The sequence below is a fragment of the Parabacteroides goldsteinii DSM 19448 = WAL 12034 genome (genome assembly GCF_000969835.1).
GTDB lineage: Bacteria > Bacteroidota > Bacteroidia > Bacteroidales > Tannerellaceae > Parabacteroides > Parabacteroides goldsteinii.
The window spans coordinates 1,272,114-1,289,873 of sequence record NZ_KQ033913.1 but is presented as its reverse complement, the minus strand read 5'-3'; the positions used below and the strand labels follow the sequence as shown (position 1 = coordinate 1,289,873).

Here is a 17,760-nt window from a genome sequence, read left to right as displayed (position 1 = left end):
GAGCCATAAACCTATTAAAAAAATTCCGAATATGAAAAGAATTATTCTACTATGTGTCTTATTCACAGCATTAACAACATCAATAGGCTGCATACTGGAAGCCAGAAACGTAACGGCGAATGCAGAGCCTGCCAGTACACCGGTCACAAATGCCGTAACTGCCAAAAAGACGAAAATACAGGTTGCTATCCTGCTGGATACTTCCGGCAGCATGCAGGGACTGATCGAACAGGCTAAATCCCGTCTGTGGAATATAGTCAATACACTCACGACGCTGAAATATAAGGGAGAGACACCGGAAATAGAGATTGCCTTATACGAATATGGCAGTTATATGCTGTATAAAGGTGATTATATCCGGCAAATAACCCCGTTGACAGTCGATCTCGACCTGATCTCGAAAGAATTATTCGCCCTGACAACCAGCGGAAGCGAAGAGTATTGCGGTACAGTCATCCAGCGGGCAGTAAAAGAGTTGGAGTGGGGGCAAAACGAAGCGGATATGAAACTGGTCTATATTGCCGGCAATGAAGAGTTTACGCAGGGTTCTGTCTCTTACAAAACGGCTATTGCCGATGCCTTGAAGAAAAATATATTTGTTAATACAATCCATTGCGGTGATGAAGAAATCGGTGTCCGTGACTATTGGAAGGATGCCGCTTTGAGAGGAAACGGCAAATTCTTCAATATAAATGCCGATGCGACTGTCCGTGCCATCAAAACACCTTTTGACCCGCAGATCATCCTATGCAACAATAAGTTGAACGATACTTATATCAGTTATGGCTCTACCGGGAGAGAACGTAAAATGAATCAGATTGCCCAGGACAAAAATGCCGGCACAATATCGTCGGCCAATTATGCCGAACGTGCCGTAAGCAAATCCGGATCAGCTTACAAAAATACGTCATGGGATTTGGTAGATAAGATGAAAGAAGACCAAAACGTCTTGTCGAGCATCAAAAAGGATGAACTGCCCCAAGAACTGCAAAACAAGTCTACAGAAGAAATAAAGAGCATCATCACCCAAAAGGAAAAGGAGAGAACTGCTATCCAAAAAGAAATAGCCGAACTGGCAATCAAACGCCAGGCTTATATCGAAGAGCAACTTAAAAAGGAAGGAGATGACAGCGGAGACGATCTGGGTAAAGCAATCACCAGCTCCATCCTGACATTTGCCAACCTGAAAGGGTATACGGTGGAAGCAGAATGATGACTAGTCTCTACATGTTCCAATTACATAGTTTTTCTGTAAAAGACCGTTCACCCTTCACCTTTACAATAGTAACAAACTGTCATATAGATTACTATAAAGGTAAATAGTAGATGAATGAATAAAGAAAAAGGTGAACGGTTACTTTAAACCATTCACCTTTTGAAATATAAATGAATACATACCGAGGAAGTAAGTTCAGAGTTATTGGAAGATAAGGCGTGAAAAGGTAGTTGTTTGCTTATTGACGTAGGTCATTAAGCTTGCCGATATACGTCGCAATGCTTACCGAACCACGTCGACAAGCTTAACGACGTAGGTCGGTAAGTCAATAGTTTATTGTGCCAGAGATAAAAGTAAAAGACTTTTGAGTTAATACATAATAGCCAGGCTATTACAGCACAGTAATATAGAAAAAAAGGTGAAGGGTTTAAAGCAACCCTTCACCTTTTCGATCAATCATTCACCTATCATTCACCTCTATAGCAATCTGTATAATAACATATTAATGCCAAGCAGGCGAAGGGTGAACGGTTTATATGATATTTTATACATAGTGAGTAACTCACTTATTTATCCGATCAGCTGAACACTGCGTTTAATGAATTTGCTCAATGCTTCACCCTTCAGCATACCGTTGGCAAGCAGTGCCAGGTCGATTAACTGGCTGACCAGCTTATTGCTACCTGCATATTCTGCCAGGATTGCATTACGTTGCGAAGTCAGTTCGTCGATCTTATGGTTCGTGTTTGTCATATCTTCTTTTTCAGCAGAAGTAATCTCTTCTTCCTTTTTCTTGTTCTGCGCTTCACGAAGGTCTTCCTGACGTGCTTTCCAACCTTTCAGGTCCGCTAGGATCGGTTTCAGTTTTTCTTCGCAGTTCTGTTCTTCCTCAGAAAGTACCTTCTTAACCAATTCGTGATCGGTATTCAACACGAGATTGTAATTGTCAGGCATTTCTCCGTAGAATGACATTCCCGGCTGCATAGCAGACATTTCACGCATACGACGCATATATTCGCTCTGGGTCAGCATAACCGGATTAGAGTTTTCACCCAATGCTTCGAATGTAACGATGAAATCGGTCTTTTCGATCTTCGGCAGTTGGCTTTTGAACATTTCCTGCAAAGCATTCTTCTGGTCTTCATTCAGTGTAACCTGACCAACGTTATCCTTACGGATCAGATTGTCGATCGTATCGCTGTCCACACGAACAAAACGGGTTTTGTCGAATTTCTGTTCCATCTGGCTGATAGCATGGACATCCAGCTGACCGTCCATAATCAATACACTGTATGCTTTGTCTTTAGCGGCCTGGATATAGCTGTACTGGTCGTTTACATTCGTAGTGTACAGATAGATCAGGTTGCCTTCCTTATCTGTCTGGTTGGCTTCCACCAATGCTTTATATTCTTCAAATGTATAATATTTACCGTCTACGTCTTTCAGAAGGGCGAACTTGGCACCACGATCATAGAACTTTTCGTCGCTCAGCATACCGTACTGGATAAACAGTTTCAAGCTATCCCATTTTTCTTCGAACTGAGGACGGTCGTTTTTAAACATTTCTTCCAGGCGGTCGGCCACTTTCTTTGTGATATGATTGGAGATCTTTTTCACGTTCTGGTCGCTCTGTAAATAAGAACGGGAAACGTTCAATGGAATATCCGGAGAATCGAGTACGCCGTGCAACAATGTCAGGAATTCAGGAACGATACCTTCTACGGAATCGGTTACAAATACCTGGTTGCTGTATAACTGAATCTTGTTACGATGCAGGTCGAGGTTACTCTTGATGCGCGGGAAGTAGAGGATACCGGTCAGGTTGAACGGATAATCCACATTCAAGTGAATCCAGAACAATGGTTCTTCCGACATTGGATACAGGTCGCGATAGAATTTCTTATAGTCTTCATCAGTCATATCGGCCGGTTTGCGAACCCATGCCGGAGTGATATCGTTGATGATGTTATCTTCGTCGGTATCGACATATTTACCGTCTTTCCATTCCTGCTTTTTACCGAATGCGATAGGAACGGGGAGGAAACGGCAGTATTTTGTCAGCAGGCCGCTGATCTTGTCTTTATTCAGAAAGTCCTTGTTTTCGTCGTCGATATACAGGATAATATCTGTACCACGGTCGTCTTTCTGTGTTTCTTCCAACGTATATTCGGGAGTTCCGTCGCAACTCCATTTCATAGGAACAGCGCCTTCTTTATAAGATTTGGTTACAATTTCCACTTTCTTTGAAACCATGAAAGAAGAATAGAAACCAAGACCGAAATGTCCGATGATAGCAGCTGCATCGTTCTTATATTTTTCTACGAACTCTTCAGCACCGGAAAATGCGATCTGGTTAATGTATTTGTCAATTTCTTCGGCTGTCATACCGATACCACGGTCAGAAATCTTGATGGTCTTGTCGTCGAAACTAACCTGAACGGTCAGGTCGCCCAGCTCTCCTTTGAATTCACCGACAGATGCCAGGGTTTTCAATTTCTGTGTAGCATCCACTGCATTCGACACTAATTCACGAAGGAAGATTTCGTGATCACTATACAAAAACTTCTTGATGATAGGGAAGATGTTCTCACTTGTAACACCTATGTTTCCTTGTTTAGCCATTTTGTTTATATTTTTAATGTTATAATAATTCGTTTGACGTTACGATATAAACAAAAAAAATGCCAGATAGGTTCTATCTGACATTTTGACTTTATTACCGGAAGAAACGACTTATTCCTGTCCTTTCTTTTGTACGGATGTTACTATTTTCTGTTCGTCTTTATTGAAGTCTACAACGATCTTGTCGCCTTCGCCAACGGATGCACGGATTATCAACTCGGCCATTTCATCTTCCAGATATTTCTGGATGGCACGCTTCAGCGGACGGGCGCCAAACTGCACATCGTAGCCTTTCGTTGCAATGAAATCTTTTGCCTCGTCGGTAAGTACCAGTTCGTAGCCCAGACCACAAACACGTTTGTAAAGTCCTTGTAACTCAATATCAATGATCTTGTGGATCGCATCTTTATCAAGCTGGTCGAACATGATGATATCGTCGACACGGTTCAGAAATTCAGGAGCGAATGCTTTATTCAGTGCTTTCTGAATCACACCACGAGAGAAGTCCTTATCCATTTCACCGGCTGCCTGCGAACTGAATCCGACGCCACGGCCGAAGTCTTTCAACTGACGTGTTCCGATATTGGAAGTCATGATCAGAATCGTATTCTTGAAGTCGATCCGTCTGCCAAGACTGTCAGTCAGGCGACCTTCGTCCAATACCTGCAACAGCAAGTTGAATACATCCGGATGCGCTTTTTCGATCTCGTCGAGCAATACAACGGAGTAGGGTTTACGACGAACCTTTTCCGTCAGCTGGCCACCTTCCTCGTAACCTACATATCCCGGAGGTGCACCGATCAGGCGGGAAACCGCGAACTTTTCGAGATATTCACTCATATCGATACGAATCAATGAATCAGCCGAATCAAACAGATATTCAGCCAACTTTTTAGCCAAGTGAGTTTTACCTACACCAGTTGGGCCGAGGAACATAAAGGTTCCGATCGGTTTGTTCGGGTCTTTCAATCCTACACGGTTGCGCTGGATCGCTTTTACGATCTTCTGGACGGCATCGTCCTGGCCGACTACCTGCTTCTTCAAGTTGTCTGCCATTTCCAGCAGTCTCAGGTTTTCTGCTTTGGCAATACGCTGAACAGGTACGCCTGACATCATGGCTACCACTTCAGCTACTTTGTCTTCGTCTACTGTTTCACGATGTTCCTGCAATTCCTGTTCCCACTTAGCTTTCGCTGATTCCAGCTGCAACAGATACTGACGTTCTTTATCACGGAAACTTGCAGCCAGTTCGAAGTTCTGTGACTTTACGGCAGCCAGTTTTTCGGTTTTCGTATCTTCTATTTTTGCTTCCAGTTCCTCGATACTCTTCGGTACTGTAATATTAGATATATGTACGCGAGAACCGGCCTCGTCCAGAGCATCGATCGCCTTATCCGGGAAGTTACGGTCGCTGATATATCGTTCTGTCAGCTTTACACAAGCATCCAGCGCCTCGTCCGTATAGATCACATTGTGATGTTCTTCATAACGGGGCTTGATATTTTTCAGAATCTGCAATGTCTCTTCTGCTGTTGTCGGGTCGACAATCACTTTCTGGAAACGACGTTCCAAAGCACCGTCTTTCTCGATGTTTTTACGATATTCATCCAGTGTCGTAGCACCGATACATTGTATTTCACCACGTGCCAGCGCCGGTTTCAGCATATTGGCAGCGTCCATAGAACCGGAAGCCGATCCTGCTCCGACAATGGTATGGATTTCATCGATAAACAGGATGATGTTCGGATTCTTTGAAAGCTCGTTCAAAATTGCTTTGATACGTTCTTCAAACTGTCCGCGGTATTTTGTTCCGGCCACGATAGAGGCCATATCCAGACTGATCACCCGCTTGTCGAACAACACACGTGATACTTTACGCTGGATAATGCGCAAGGCAAGTCCTTCTACAATAGCAGACTTACCCACCCCCGGTTCACCGATCAGTACCGGATTATTCTTTTTACGCCGGCTTAAAATCTGTGCCAGGCGTTCAATCTCTTTCTCACGACCAACAATCGGGTCCAGGCGGTTTTCGGCAGCGGCACGTGTCATATCCGTACCGAAGTTGTCCAATACCGGAGTATCGTTCGGTGACTTGGGCTGTGCGGCACCGGTACCTGAAGAGGAGCGGGGAGATTCCTTACGTGAAGAGAAATCTTCTTCTTCATCGTCCTCGTCATCCGTATAACCGTCACTGATTTCGTCTATCTCTTCCAGTTCTTCCATACGGTTCATGTTTGTTCCGTTTGCCAGATTGTTATATACGTTACGGTAGTTTATACCGGCTTCACCCAATACTTTGGCGGCAACATTGAACTCTTCTTTCAGAATAGCAAGAAGCAGATGTTCCGTACCCGTCTCGTCTGTTTTAAACAAACGTGACTCCAGCATACTCATGCGCAATACACGTTCAGTTGTTTTACTGATGGCTATATCGTGTAATTCGGACTCTTCAGTTTCAAATGTATTTTTGATCTCCTGCTCAATCCTCTTCTTTATATCGAATACGTCGGCATGCAAATCATGCAGCAACTGCATGGCTTTGCCATCACCGTCGCGGATGATACCAAGCATTAAGTGTTCCGGCCCGATATAACTGTTCTGAAGCCTGGCGGCTTCTTCGCGGCTATACTCTATAACGTCGATCAGCCTTTTCGAATAATTATTTTTCATATTATATGAATCCTTATCTATTATAATAATGTACTGTGAATGCAAAATTAATAAACTCTCTATATATACCTAACAAATTTCATGCCATTATTCCTTAAGAAACCCCCAATATTTCTGAATAATAAAATTTCAGCGTAAAAACTTTCGTGATAATGGGAAAAGCGTTACCTTAGTGCACTTTTTAAAAGGTGAGATATTGAGTGTAATTAATATAAAACTAAATGGTTGATCAAGACAGAATTATTAAGATTAACATCGAGGAGGAAATGAAATCGGCATACATTGACTATTCAATGTCTGTTATTGTTTCACGCGCCCTTCCGGATGTTAGGGATGGTTTCAAACCGGTTCATCGTCGTATTTTGTTTGGAATGAATGAATTGGGTAATACATCCGACAAACCTTATAAAAAATCTGCGAGAATTGTTGGTGAAGTTTTAGGTAAATATCATCCACATGGCGACTCGTCCGTCTATTTCGCAATGGTTCGTATGGCACAAACATGGTCGATGCGTTATACGTTGGTCGATGGACAGGGAAACTTCGGTTCAGTGGACGGTGACAGTCCTGCCGCTATGCGTTACACCGAGGCAAGATTAAGTAAACTTGCCGAGGAAATGCTCCGGGATATCGAGAAGGATACGGTAGATTTTCAGTTGAACTTCGATGACACACTGAAAGAACCGACTGTATTGCCGACCCGTATTCCTAACCTGCTGGTAAATGGTGGTTCTGGTATCGCAGTTGGTATGGCAACCAATATGCCGACACACAATTTGAGTGAAGTACTCGACGGATGTATTGCCTATATCGACGCTCGCGGAGATATTGATGTAGAAGGATTGATGCAATACATCAAAGCGCCCGACTTCCCGACTGGTGCTACAATTTACGGATATGCCGGTGTAAAAGAAGCATTCGAAACCGGTAGAGGACGTATCATTCTTCGTGGCAAAGCAGAAATTGAAGTAGAAAATAATCACGAAAAGATTATTATCACTGAAATCCCTTACCTTGTTAATAAGGCAGAACTGATCAAGTATATAGCCGACCTGGTTAATGACAAGCGTATTGAGGGTATTTCTAATGTAAACGATGAGTCAGACCGTAACGGTATGCGTATCGTCGTTGACGTGAAACGTGATGCCAATTCAGGCGTTGTACTGAATAAATTATATAAGCTGACTGCCCTGCAATCTTCTTTCAGTGTAAACAATATCGCTTTGGTTAACGGTCGTCCGAGACAGTTAAACCTGAAGGATATGATCAAGGCTTTTATTGAACATCGCCATGAAGTTGTTATCCGTCGTACCCGTTTCGAACTGAAGAAGGCCGAAGAAAGAGCGCATATCCTGGAAGGTTTGATCATTGCTTCTGATAATATCGACGAAGTAATTGCTATCATCAAATCATCCAAGAGCCCGAACGAAGCCATCGAACGTTTAATGGAACGTTTCTCTTTATCGGATGTTCAGGCACGTGCAATCGTTGAAATGAGACTTCGTCAGTTAACCGGACTGGAACAGGACAAACTGCGTGCAGAATACGAAGAAATTGAAAAGTTGATCGCCCGTTTGAAAGAGATTCTTGAAAATGAAGATGTTCGTATGGACGTTATCAAAGGAGAATTACAAGAAGTAAAAGATAAGTTCGGCGACGAACGTAAAACAGATATCGTATATGCTTCCGAAGAACTGAATCCTGAAGATTTCTATGCCGATGATGAGATGATCATCACTATTTCCCACATGGGATACATCAAACGTACGCCGCTGAGTGAATTCCGTGCACAAGGACGCGGCGGAGTAGGAGCGAAAGGCTCGGTAACACGCGACGAAGACTTCGTGGAATATATCTATCCGGCTTCTATGCATGCCACTTTGTTGATCTTTACAGCAAAAGGCAAGTGCTACTGGCTGAAAGTATATGAAATTCCGGAAGGAGCTAAGAATGCAAAGGGTAGAGCCATCCAGAACTTATTGAACATTGAAGCGGATGATAAAGTAAACGCCTTTATCCGCGTGAAGAAGCTGACTACCGACACTGAATTTATCAATTCACATTATCTGTTGTTCTGTACCAAGAAGGGTGTTATCAAGAAAACATTGCTTGAAGCATACTCACGTCCGCGTCAGAATGGCGTAAATGCGATCACATTGCGTGAAGACGACGGCCTGATCGAAGTATGTATGACCAACGGAGACAACGAAGTACTGATTGCTAACCGTAACGGACGGGCTATTCGTTTCCACGAAAGTGCGGTTCGCGTCATGGGACGTACTGCTTCCGGCGTTAGAGGTATGACATTGGATAATGATCCTTCCGACGAAGTGGTAGGTATGGTATGTATCAAGAATAAGGAAACCGATACTGTACTGGTTGTATCTGAACAGGGTTACGGAAAACGTTCGAATGTGGAAGATTACCGAATGACTAACCGTGGCGGTAAAGGTGTCAAGACGATCAACATTACTGATAAAACAGGTAAACTGGTTGCCATCAAGAATGTGACAGAGGAAAATGACATCATGATCATTAACAAGTCAGGTATCGCTATCCGTATGAAAGTAACAGATCTGAACGTCATCGGCCGTGCAACTCAAGGTGTTCGCCTGATCAACCTGGGTAAACGTAATGATGAAATAGCCTCGGTATGTAAGGTATTGTCCGAACCGGATGAGCAGGTAGATGAAGAAAGCGCTGAACTGGATGCTCAGAATGAAAATAATGAAGAATTAACCGGTTTTGATGGATCTGAAGATATCGCAAATGATACTGAAGAGACAACAAATGAATAATTTAAACAAATAGAAATATTAATCTCAAATTACTATCACAATGAAACGATTATTATTAACAGTTGCACTATGTGTTGCAGCATCATCTGCCTCTTTCGCTCAAAAGAAAGCCGTTAAGGAGGCGCAAGGAATAGCAAAAGGAGACAAGGCAGACTTCACTGAAGCAAGAGCCTTAATCAAAGGTGCTTTGGAAAATCCTGAAACAAAGGATGACGCCCAGGCATGGTATGTTGCAGGTTTTATCGAAGACCAGCAGTTCAGTGCTGAAAGAACAAAACAGATTTTAGGACAACAGCCGAATGAACCAGTTATGTACGAAGCATTAGGTGCTATCCTTCCTTATTTCAAGAAGGCTTACGAACTGGATCAGCTTCCTAACGAAAAAGGTAAAATCAAACCTAAATATTCTAAAGACATTAAGAGTATTTTAGGTGCTGACCATGTATATTTCTTTAACGGTGGTGCTTACTATTTCGATCAGAAGGATTATAAGAAGGCTTATGACTTCTTCAACCAGTATCTGGAAATCTCTGAACTGCCTATGTTCGAAGGAACTCAGACTGCTGAAAAAGATTCTACTTTCATGACTGTTCAGTTCTATGCAGCTGTTGCAGCTACTCAATTGCAGGATTCTCCTATAGCAATCAAAGCTCTGGAACGTGCAAAAAGTTCAGATTTCAGACTGAATGATGTTTACCAGTATTTGTCTTACGAATACAAACAGGCTGGTGACAGTGTAAACTATGTTAAGACTCTTGAAGAAGGTTATGCAAAATTCCCCAATGAAGAGTTCTTCCTGATGAGTTTAATTGACGCTTACATCCAGTCAAGTCAAAACGAAAAAGCAATAAGTTATCTGAATACTGCAATTGCACAGAAACCTTCTGATAGTCAGCTGTATCATGCATTAGGAATTGTTTACGAAACAGGTATTAAAGATTATGCAAAAGCAGAAGAAACATTCAAGAAAGCTTTAGAAGTCAATCCGGAAAGTGTTGAATCGATGTCTGCTTTGGGACGTATATATTACAACCAGGCTGTAAACAAACAGGGTGAAGCTAACATGATCAATGATAGCAAGAAATATCAGGAAGAATTAACTATTGCAAAAGATCTTTTCAAACAAGCTCTTCCTTATTTCCAGAAAGCTCACGAAATGAAACCTAGCGAATCAGAATATATGGTTGCTTTAAGAGGTATCTATTATAATCTGAACATGGGTCCGGAACTGGAAGCTATCGAAGCTGAAATGAACAAATAATAATCATTTCATTATATATAAAAATAGCCGTCTCTGTTGAGATGGCTATTTTTATATTTATACTCGGGATCAGCTATTTTCTATCAGTAGTGATACAGCCCTTTACAGATAAGGGATAATCGTTATATAAATACCTGTAATAATTGCAGACGTAATAACACCTGAAATATTAGCACCTAACGCATCACCTAAAATGAAAGAGTCCGGGTTCTCTTTACTTACCAGCTTCTGTGCTACTTTAGCAGTAGTAGGAACACAACTGACAGCAGCAATACCGATTACCGGGTTATAATTTCCGCGTTTAATGAAATACATGATATATCCGCCAATGATACCTCCGATACCAGACAATAACAATGCAGTAATTCCTAATACCAATAATTTCAAGATCTTGGGATCAAGTAACAACTTAGCATCACACAATACACCCAATAACAGCCCCAGCATGAAAGTCGAACCATACAATAACGGACCACTGACAAAATCATAAATATGCTTCATGCCTGATTCGCGAACGGCAACACCCAGGAACAATGAAAAGAAAAGGGGAGAGGCCACCGGGAATAAAAAGCATAAAACAGCACACAAAATAACAGAAAAAGCCAGTTTAACTTTAGCATCGTAGTTTTTGGGTGGTTTTGTAGTGGTCATTTTTATGGCACGCAAACGCTGCGGGATCAGGAGTTTGACCAGATAAGGATATCCTCCGTAGGTCAGTCCCAGATATAAATAAGCAACAACAGTAATAGGAACAAATAAATGTTTGGCCAGGATCAGGGATGTAAACAAAACCATCGGACCATCTGCACCGCCAACCATCGCAACAGAAGCGCTCTCACTTAAAGACAAACCAAAAGCGCTGGCAATAGGTAACGTCAGAAAAGTTCCCAGTTCCGCACAAAGAGCCAGGAAAAGACTGGCAAAAGGCTTCTGAAGCAGAAAGCCCACATCCAATAATGTTCCAATTCCCATAAACACAAAACAGGCAATCAAGCCATTACTGAAAGTCAGCGTATATACGGGTTGAAGAAAATCAATCTGCATTGTATTCATCAACTCGTCTGTATCTGAAAGCATAGGATCCAGGAATAAATTACCTAATACACCTTCCGGCATGATTAAAGTACCACAATTGATTGCAACCATTCCTAATCCCATCGGGATCATAACCATCGGCTCCAGGACTCCTTTCCAACCTAAATAAACGAGTAGGCCGCCAAGTGTAATCAAAAAAACACGCGCAACAGCCAGTATCCATCCACCGGCAACCATTGTTCCAAAGCCTTGGAACAAACTAAAAAAATCAACATTTTCCATATCTGTTTTTATTTTTCGATAGAAGGATTCTCCTTTTTGTTTGTATTGTTCTTTCTCATTAGCTGTTCCTCTTTTTTGAGGTACATAATGCGAGTATCCTGTGGATAATAATAATCCATCAGATCCAAATGAGAAGCGCCATGACTTACGCCATGATAATATCCGGACGGTTTTATGTGGAGAAGATCGCTGTTTACACCACGACGGAATTCTTCGCGTTCGTCATCAGTCACATCTTCTTCATTATTTACCACATCCAGCCCTAATATTTCACCAATTTTGGCACGCAATTTATTTAGTTTGCCGAATTGCATCAGTTCATCACTGTGAGAATGGTGAAATTCCAGGGAGTCGGCCCAAACAGCAATAAGCTTGATTACACCGGCAACAACAAAACCGATAATGAAGGTCAGAGCCATCATTTCAAGGGTTGAAAGTAATAGACTTAACATAATTATTTAATTTAAAATCCAATATAATACCTTATTAGGTACATGATTAGTCATTATCTGCCAATTCACGTGCAGACAATAAAAAAGAATAAAAAGAAAGATGTTAAACTAAATAATTATTTTCCGCAGTACGTAGACCCAATGGCCTGATCGTATACGAAGAGTGGAGAATTTTACTGATTGTGATATTAAAAATGTTTCAGATACTTTATTCAGAATATTTTGTTCCTTCTGAAGAAACAACTCCAAAAGACGGGTAGTCACTTTAAACGGACGTTCGCATCGGGTTGGCAACACCTGGCTACGAGTAGTAAGACAATAGACTGAATGATAGCTTTGACTTAAATCATAATTCTTTAACTCGTCCTGGAATGGATGTTTTTCCTTACTGCAGACAAAAGTCGTTTTCGCAGGAGACAAAATATTTTCATCTTCAGTCTTTATCTGCATATTCAAAAGAAGCAGAAACAGAAACGATACTATCAACAATACTTTTTTCATCGCGGTGCGAAGTTAGAATAGTTATTTAACATACAACATAATTTTGTCAATAAAAGTTGAAAATAATTTGCGTGGGATAGTCCCAGGATAACTTCTTATAACTCTATTAAACATAATGGTAATTATAAAAAATAGTAACAGAAAGATATCAGGAGCTATTCAGGCATAAAAAATCCGTATATAACTTCACAGTTACATACGGACCAAACAAATAACAAACTCTACTTATATGAAAAAACAAATACTACTAACATAATTATTACAGAATCTTTTTTCAAGCTCTGTTTATCATTATAACAATGATATGCTTTATTTGGTTCTGACTACAGAATAATTTTCTGCTATTTTTTCTGGGGTTATTAAACGATCCCTGAAAATTATCTCTGTAGAGAACTTTATTTTATTCGATATTATAACAAAACGTCATTTATTTATGTTCCGGAATCATATACTAATAAATACTAAAAAGGCATGTATGTATCTTTTTTGATACTCTACATGCCTTAAACTCTCTCTGTATTATACTTTTCAAACGAAAGCAATATGCATCTCCATATATCTGTTATTCGGTCTGTTAACGAGATTTTCCTTTGCGATCTTTTCGCAATCCTCAATATCCATACCATTTTCAGGAATACTCCAGTACCACAACATAGGTGCTTTTTCTCTTTCAGCTGTTTCCATTTTTTCCATTTTAAATTCAACTTCATCTATGAGACAGAAAAAAAGAAAATACCCCTATCAACTCACAGACTTTTTTTGAATGACAGATGCATTATTTTGTTTAATCGTTTTTTCCAGCATCCGGAGTTAGCTCCTGTGTTAAAGAATCGGCTAGTTCTTTATTGTATTCTTTGAGTAAATCAATATCATGTATATCACTGATATCGAGTATTTCACGAATTAATTCAACTTTACCATTTTCCAATTCAGTGCTAGGTATCATACTTTTGTCGTTTTAGATTGATTAATATTGTTTTAACTTTCATCTAACAATATTAATTTCACATTGTTCACATACACAATCTCTTTTAACGAAAAAAGGTGATCATCGTTAAATAGATGACCACCTTTCTCTTATAACTGAAATAAAATTTTATTTAGCTGCCTCAATAGATGCTTTTCTAAATTCTTTCAGTAACTTTTCAAGTTCCAAAGAAGCTTTGCGAGCACGTGTACCTGCTGCTTTGTTACCATTTTCAACCTGTGCATTAGCATTTGTGCTAAATTCCCCAATCGCTACATTAATTTTGTCTACTAACTCTTTCATTTTACTTTTGATATTTCTTATTATTAAATCGAAGCACAAAAATATAAATAATTATATCATGGGCAACAAAAAATTGACAAAACATATCTGTTCAAGTGCTGAATATTAATAAAAGACCTATTAAACAGCACTCTCCTACTTATTTAAAGCCTCCAGTAACTGTTTGCCAGGTTTAAATTTAACACTTTTCCGGGCTTTTATGGTTACAGGCACACCGGTTTTTGGGTTACGACCAGGACGTTCGGTCTGTTGCCAAAGGGTGAATGTGCCGAAATTCTGGAAAATAATGCTGTTGTCTGTCAGAAGCGCTTCTTCAAAAACTTCTTCCAATGTGTGGATAAACCGTAATGCCTCCACTTGCTTAATAGACATTTTGCTGGATATTTGTTTGGATAGTTCTACTTTATTCATATCTGTATTATTTTAATTCTCTTTTAAAAACTTACTTCATTCTCTATTGTATCTACATCATCGAATACGGCAACATTGCCATCCGTAATCTTCACACGGAGATCAGCACTGTTAGCTCCTTTTATATTGATGGTCAGATCATAATGGTGATCCCGTTGGATGTTATAATTATTTGTCAGGTTATCACCCAGGTAAAAACGATATTCGACTTTTATCCCATTTGCGTGGCTACTGCTGTACTTATAGGTGCCCTTTAAAGTAAGATACGTACAACCGGTCAGTTTACCATCCGGAGTTGAAGTGGTAACAGACGTACTGCCAGGACCATTGGATTCTTTGTTTTTTCCTTCGAACGATTCGGAAAGACCCAATCCCCGGAGGTTTTCCGGCATACAGAAATAAGCAGAAGAACCTGCTGTAGAAGTTAAACCGCTAAAATCCGTCTCAGTTGTCTTCATAGTTGTGCCGTCAATTGTTGCCGGATACTTGCTGTTGCTACTGCCTCCTCCAGCCGTATATAAAGCTATTTTCGTGGGAATATTGGTAATTGTTGCAGTCATATCAGATAATGATGCACTGGCATCATTAAATTGAACTCTAACCGTTACTTTAGCATAAGCCCTAAATAACCGGGATACAAAGACTACCTTTTTGTTTTCTTCCGTGTCCCCGGAAGAAGCTGTTGGTGAATACGCGGAGGGACCCGAAGTCAATAAAGTAGGCACCGAACCGGTAGATGGTGTAAAATCGACTGTTGTCTCTTTCAACTCTGCCTCAGTACCCTCAAAGTTTCTTAAGAGAGCTTCTCCCCCATTGACAATTATATAAAAACGACTTATAATATCAGAAAACTTTTCGGCTTCTGATGTAGCATCAGTATTAATCCTGACCATATAGTCGTTTTCCTTGACAAAATCTTTATCATCGCTTGTATTGTCAACTTTATAAAGCTTTTTAATAAAATTTCCGCTAGCGTCATATTGTAATATCCAGACATTTTTAACGCTTGTTGCTTCATTTTTATCACCGATCGTTGGTGTCGTTGCTTTCGTCTCTACGCTGATCGCTTCCGGCAGTTTCAAGCAAAATTGAAAACTACAGTTTCCTCCACTGCCTGCATTGCCAGATTCTTCCGTTGATTCACACCCTGTAATTACCAGGTTAAAAACTACTACCAACGGTAATAATAAATAGTATATATGTTTGTTTTTCATACCCAACAGTTTAAATTATTCACCGACCTCGTCTGTCGACTGATCTACTTTCGTATAGTCAAGCAATGATATAGTGATATCACCCGGATTCAATATACCGAAGAAAGTCAGTGTGAACTCGAATTTATATTGCATTCCCTTCAATAATGTTTTTGAGGTCGTGGCAGTATATGTAAATATACCCTCCTGGATACCAACGACGCCTTCTTCCGTATAAAATACTTTCAATGTAATTATAAACTCAAGAGGCTGGCTGCCATCAACCGGCAGTAACACTATCGGATCATTATTCTTATGAGGTTTACTCCAGGCATTCACCGTATAAGAAAAATTCGATACTGTATATGAGTCTGTATAGCCAGCCCCCGGTCGCCAGTCTTTTTCCCCTAAATAATAAGTTAAGGGAACTGATAAGTTTTTTATCTCTATTTTCTGAACTATCAAATCACTTATTTTAACAGGTGATTCTTTCGCTTTTACCGACAGATCTACTTTTGAACCTAAACGGACAAACGGTCCTGTCATTGAAACCTCCATTTTATTATCTCCGTCATTTTGCGGTTGCACGACCAGACCTTTGATCTCGTTATACATGAAATCGTAACCATTACGTACTTCTATTTCACCCGCACTGGGATCGGGAGCCGTTTCACTGTTATACGAAATAAAGTAAAGGTCATATTCACCGCGATAAAGAGACATATTGCCGTCGGCTGTTTTATCATCTGCTATCGTACAGACACTTTTGCCAAGCGGTTCCGGTAATTTTTGTGTGGATGCATCCACAGCTGTTCCGGCTTTATAAGCCAGAACAGTGAATTTTGTACCGGGATCGAGGTCTACCAGAGTGGTAGCACCCAACGCCTTCGTTAAAGAAGCCTCATACAGTTTAAATGAGAGTTCAACCGGTTCTCCCTCTCCTTGCGGCTTCTGCCTGTTGTCATTATCCGGTAATCCCGACGTACATGCCAGCATCATCAGGGCCAGACAAACCGGTAAAAGAATGTTTATTCTTATCTTCATAATCTTTCTGCAATTCGTTAAATACCAATATTCGTATCCTGGCTGGCATCGCTTTTCCAGTCTTCCACCTTAAAGTTTTTCAATATTCCACCGATTTTGTTGACTGTGATGGAGTACATATAATGTTTGCCCGCTTGCCATTGGAGAGGAGTAGCGGAGGCCGTTTTAAAGGTGCGCAATTCAGTACTGCCCTCGCTGCCGACTGCTACAGTCAGGCTGAAAGAAAGTACCGATTCGGTCGCACTCATCGGAGCCATCAGGCAGGATACGTTCGGGGAAGACAGTGAAGTAGACAGTTCTTTCGAACCGTTCAACGTAACGACAGACGTAGAGACCAGACCGTTCAATACCCCATCCGTCAACTGCATGCTGCCTTCGCCAACCTGCAACTTATTCGTATTACTCTGGATACTGATCTGCTTCAAATAAAGGCTTTCACTAACATCGGTCTCTTTGTCTATCCTGAAACTCACTTTTGCCAACGCATGATTCATCGTCAACGAAATAGCACGATTCGTCTGGGTAATCCCTGCCTGTTTTGTGGCATAGAGATAATCTGTTTGCTGGCTTCCGGTAAAGTCGAGCTGCTGGGTCTCATCTGAATCGCTTCCTTTTCTGACGGATACCGGAATGGTCAGGTTGCTGCCGGATGTTATATCCGCATCCGGATAACAGGCATAGACGTCAGCACTCCCATTTGCCGTTGTTATCTCCACTGAGGCTGTGCTCGACCAGCTTCCGTTACTTTGGGTAAACAGCAAAGTAGGCGTCGATGCATTATAGGCGGTCAGCGCACCGGCATTGGCCACATATAATTTTACCTGATTGATGGAAGTCACGATTCCACGGGTCTGTATTGTTTCCGCCAATCCGACCGAAACCAATTGGAGAGCGGAAGAAGACGGTTCGCCGTTATCCGGCAGGCTGTCCGTGCATCCGGCACAGGTTGCCAATAACGCTGTTAATGTATATAAGTTCAATTTTCTCATATTCTTTTATGTA

14 protein-coding genes are annotated in these 17,760 nt (G+C 41.0%); 3 read left to right on the top strand and 11 right to left on the bottom strand.

Annotated features, from left to right (window positions below):
- Nucleotides 1–31 precede the first annotated feature (31 nt).
- Nucleotides 32–1,213, top strand: coding sequence for a vWA domain-containing protein (locus HMPREF1535_RS18255; protein ID WP_046147082.1), 1,182 nt, complete (start codon nucleotides 32–34; stop codon nucleotides 1,211–1,213).
- 573 nt (nucleotides 1,214–1,786) lie between these two features.
- On the opposite strand, the gene htpG is transcribed toward HMPREF1535_RS18255, so the two are convergent.
- Nucleotides 1,787–3,838, bottom strand: a complete 2,052-nt coding sequence (htpG, locus tag HMPREF1535_RS18250) for a molecular chaperone HtpG (protein ID WP_046147081.1) — start codon at nucleotides 3,836–3,838, stop codon at nucleotides 1,787–1,789.
- 111 nt (nucleotides 3,839–3,949) lie between these two features.
- A complete protein-coding gene (locus HMPREF1535_RS18245; protein ID WP_046147080.1) occupies nucleotides 3,950–6,511 on the bottom strand; it encodes an ATP-dependent Clp protease ATP-binding subunit in 2,562 nt (853 codons plus the stop codon).
- A gap of 221 nt (nucleotides 6,512–6,732) precedes the next feature.
- Here HMPREF1535_RS18245 and gyrA point away from each other — a divergent pair, with 221 nt between their 5' ends.
- On the top strand, nucleotides 6,733–9,309 hold the full coding sequence (gene gyrA, locus HMPREF1535_RS18240; protein ID WP_007656618.1) for a DNA gyrase subunit A: 2,577 nt from the start codon (nucleotides 6,733–6,735) through the stop codon (nucleotides 9,307–9,309).
- A 40-nt stretch (nucleotides 9,310–9,349) separates the two neighbouring features.
- Nucleotides 9,350–10,570, top strand: a complete 1,221-nt coding sequence (locus HMPREF1535_RS18235) for a tetratricopeptide repeat protein (protein WP_007656617.1) — start codon at nucleotides 9,350–9,352, stop codon at nucleotides 10,568–10,570.
- A 102-nt stretch (nucleotides 10,571–10,672) separates the two neighbouring features.
- Here the strand turns inward: HMPREF1535_RS18235 and HMPREF1535_RS18230 are convergent, their stop codons facing one another.
- From HMPREF1535_RS18230 to HMPREF1535_RS18195, 9 genes are all read right to left on the bottom strand, one after another.
- Nucleotides 10,673–11,887, bottom strand: coding sequence for a sodium ion-translocating decarboxylase subunit beta (locus tag HMPREF1535_RS18230; RefSeq protein WP_007656615.1), 1,215 nt, complete (start codon nucleotides 11,885–11,887; stop codon nucleotides 10,673–10,675).
- A gap of 8 nt (nucleotides 11,888–11,895) precedes the next feature.
- Nucleotides 11,896–12,339 (bottom strand): hypothetical protein, encoded by a 444-nt coding sequence (locus HMPREF1535_RS18225; protein ID WP_007656613.1) that lies wholly within the window; start codon nucleotides 12,337–12,339, stop codon nucleotides 11,896–11,898.
- Between the two features lie 1,029 nt (nucleotides 12,340–13,368).
- Complete coding sequence (locus HMPREF1535_RS25995) at nucleotides 13,369–13,524, bottom strand: hypothetical protein (protein ID WP_007656609.1); 156 nt, start codon at nucleotides 13,522–13,524, stop codon at nucleotides 13,369–13,371.
- A 100-nt stretch (nucleotides 13,525–13,624) separates the two neighbouring features.
- Nucleotides 13,625–13,786: a hypothetical protein gene (locus tag HMPREF1535_RS25990; protein WP_007656601.1), complete on the bottom strand. Its 162-nt coding sequence runs from the start codon at nucleotides 13,784–13,786 to the stop codon at nucleotides 13,625–13,627.
- A 150-nt stretch (nucleotides 13,787–13,936) separates the two neighbouring features.
- Nucleotides 13,937–14,110 (bottom strand): hypothetical protein, encoded by a 174-nt coding sequence (locus HMPREF1535_RS18215; protein ID WP_007656600.1) that lies wholly within the window; start codon nucleotides 14,108–14,110, stop codon nucleotides 13,937–13,939.
- 135 nt (nucleotides 14,111–14,245) lie between these two features.
- Entirely contained in the window at nucleotides 14,246–14,521 is a 276-nt protein-coding gene (locus HMPREF1535_RS18210; RefSeq protein WP_007656599.1) for an HU family DNA-binding protein, read from the bottom strand.
- A gap of 23 nt (nucleotides 14,522–14,544) precedes the next feature.
- Entirely contained in the window at nucleotides 14,545–15,735 is a 1,191-nt protein-coding gene (locus tag HMPREF1535_RS18205) for a DUF4906 domain-containing protein (protein ID WP_010803163.1), read from the bottom strand.
- 15 nt (nucleotides 15,736–15,750) lie between these two features.
- Nucleotides 15,751–16,758 (bottom strand): fimbrillin family protein, encoded by a 1,008-nt coding sequence (locus HMPREF1535_RS18200; protein ID WP_046147079.1) that lies wholly within the window; start codon nucleotides 16,756–16,758, stop codon nucleotides 15,751–15,753.
- 17 nt (nucleotides 16,759–16,775) lie between these two features.
- On the bottom strand, nucleotides 16,776–17,747 hold the full coding sequence (locus HMPREF1535_RS18195) for a fimbrillin family protein (RefSeq protein WP_046147078.1): 972 nt from the start codon (nucleotides 17,745–17,747) through the stop codon (nucleotides 16,776–16,778).
- Nucleotides 17,748–17,760: the final 13 nt, after the last annotated feature.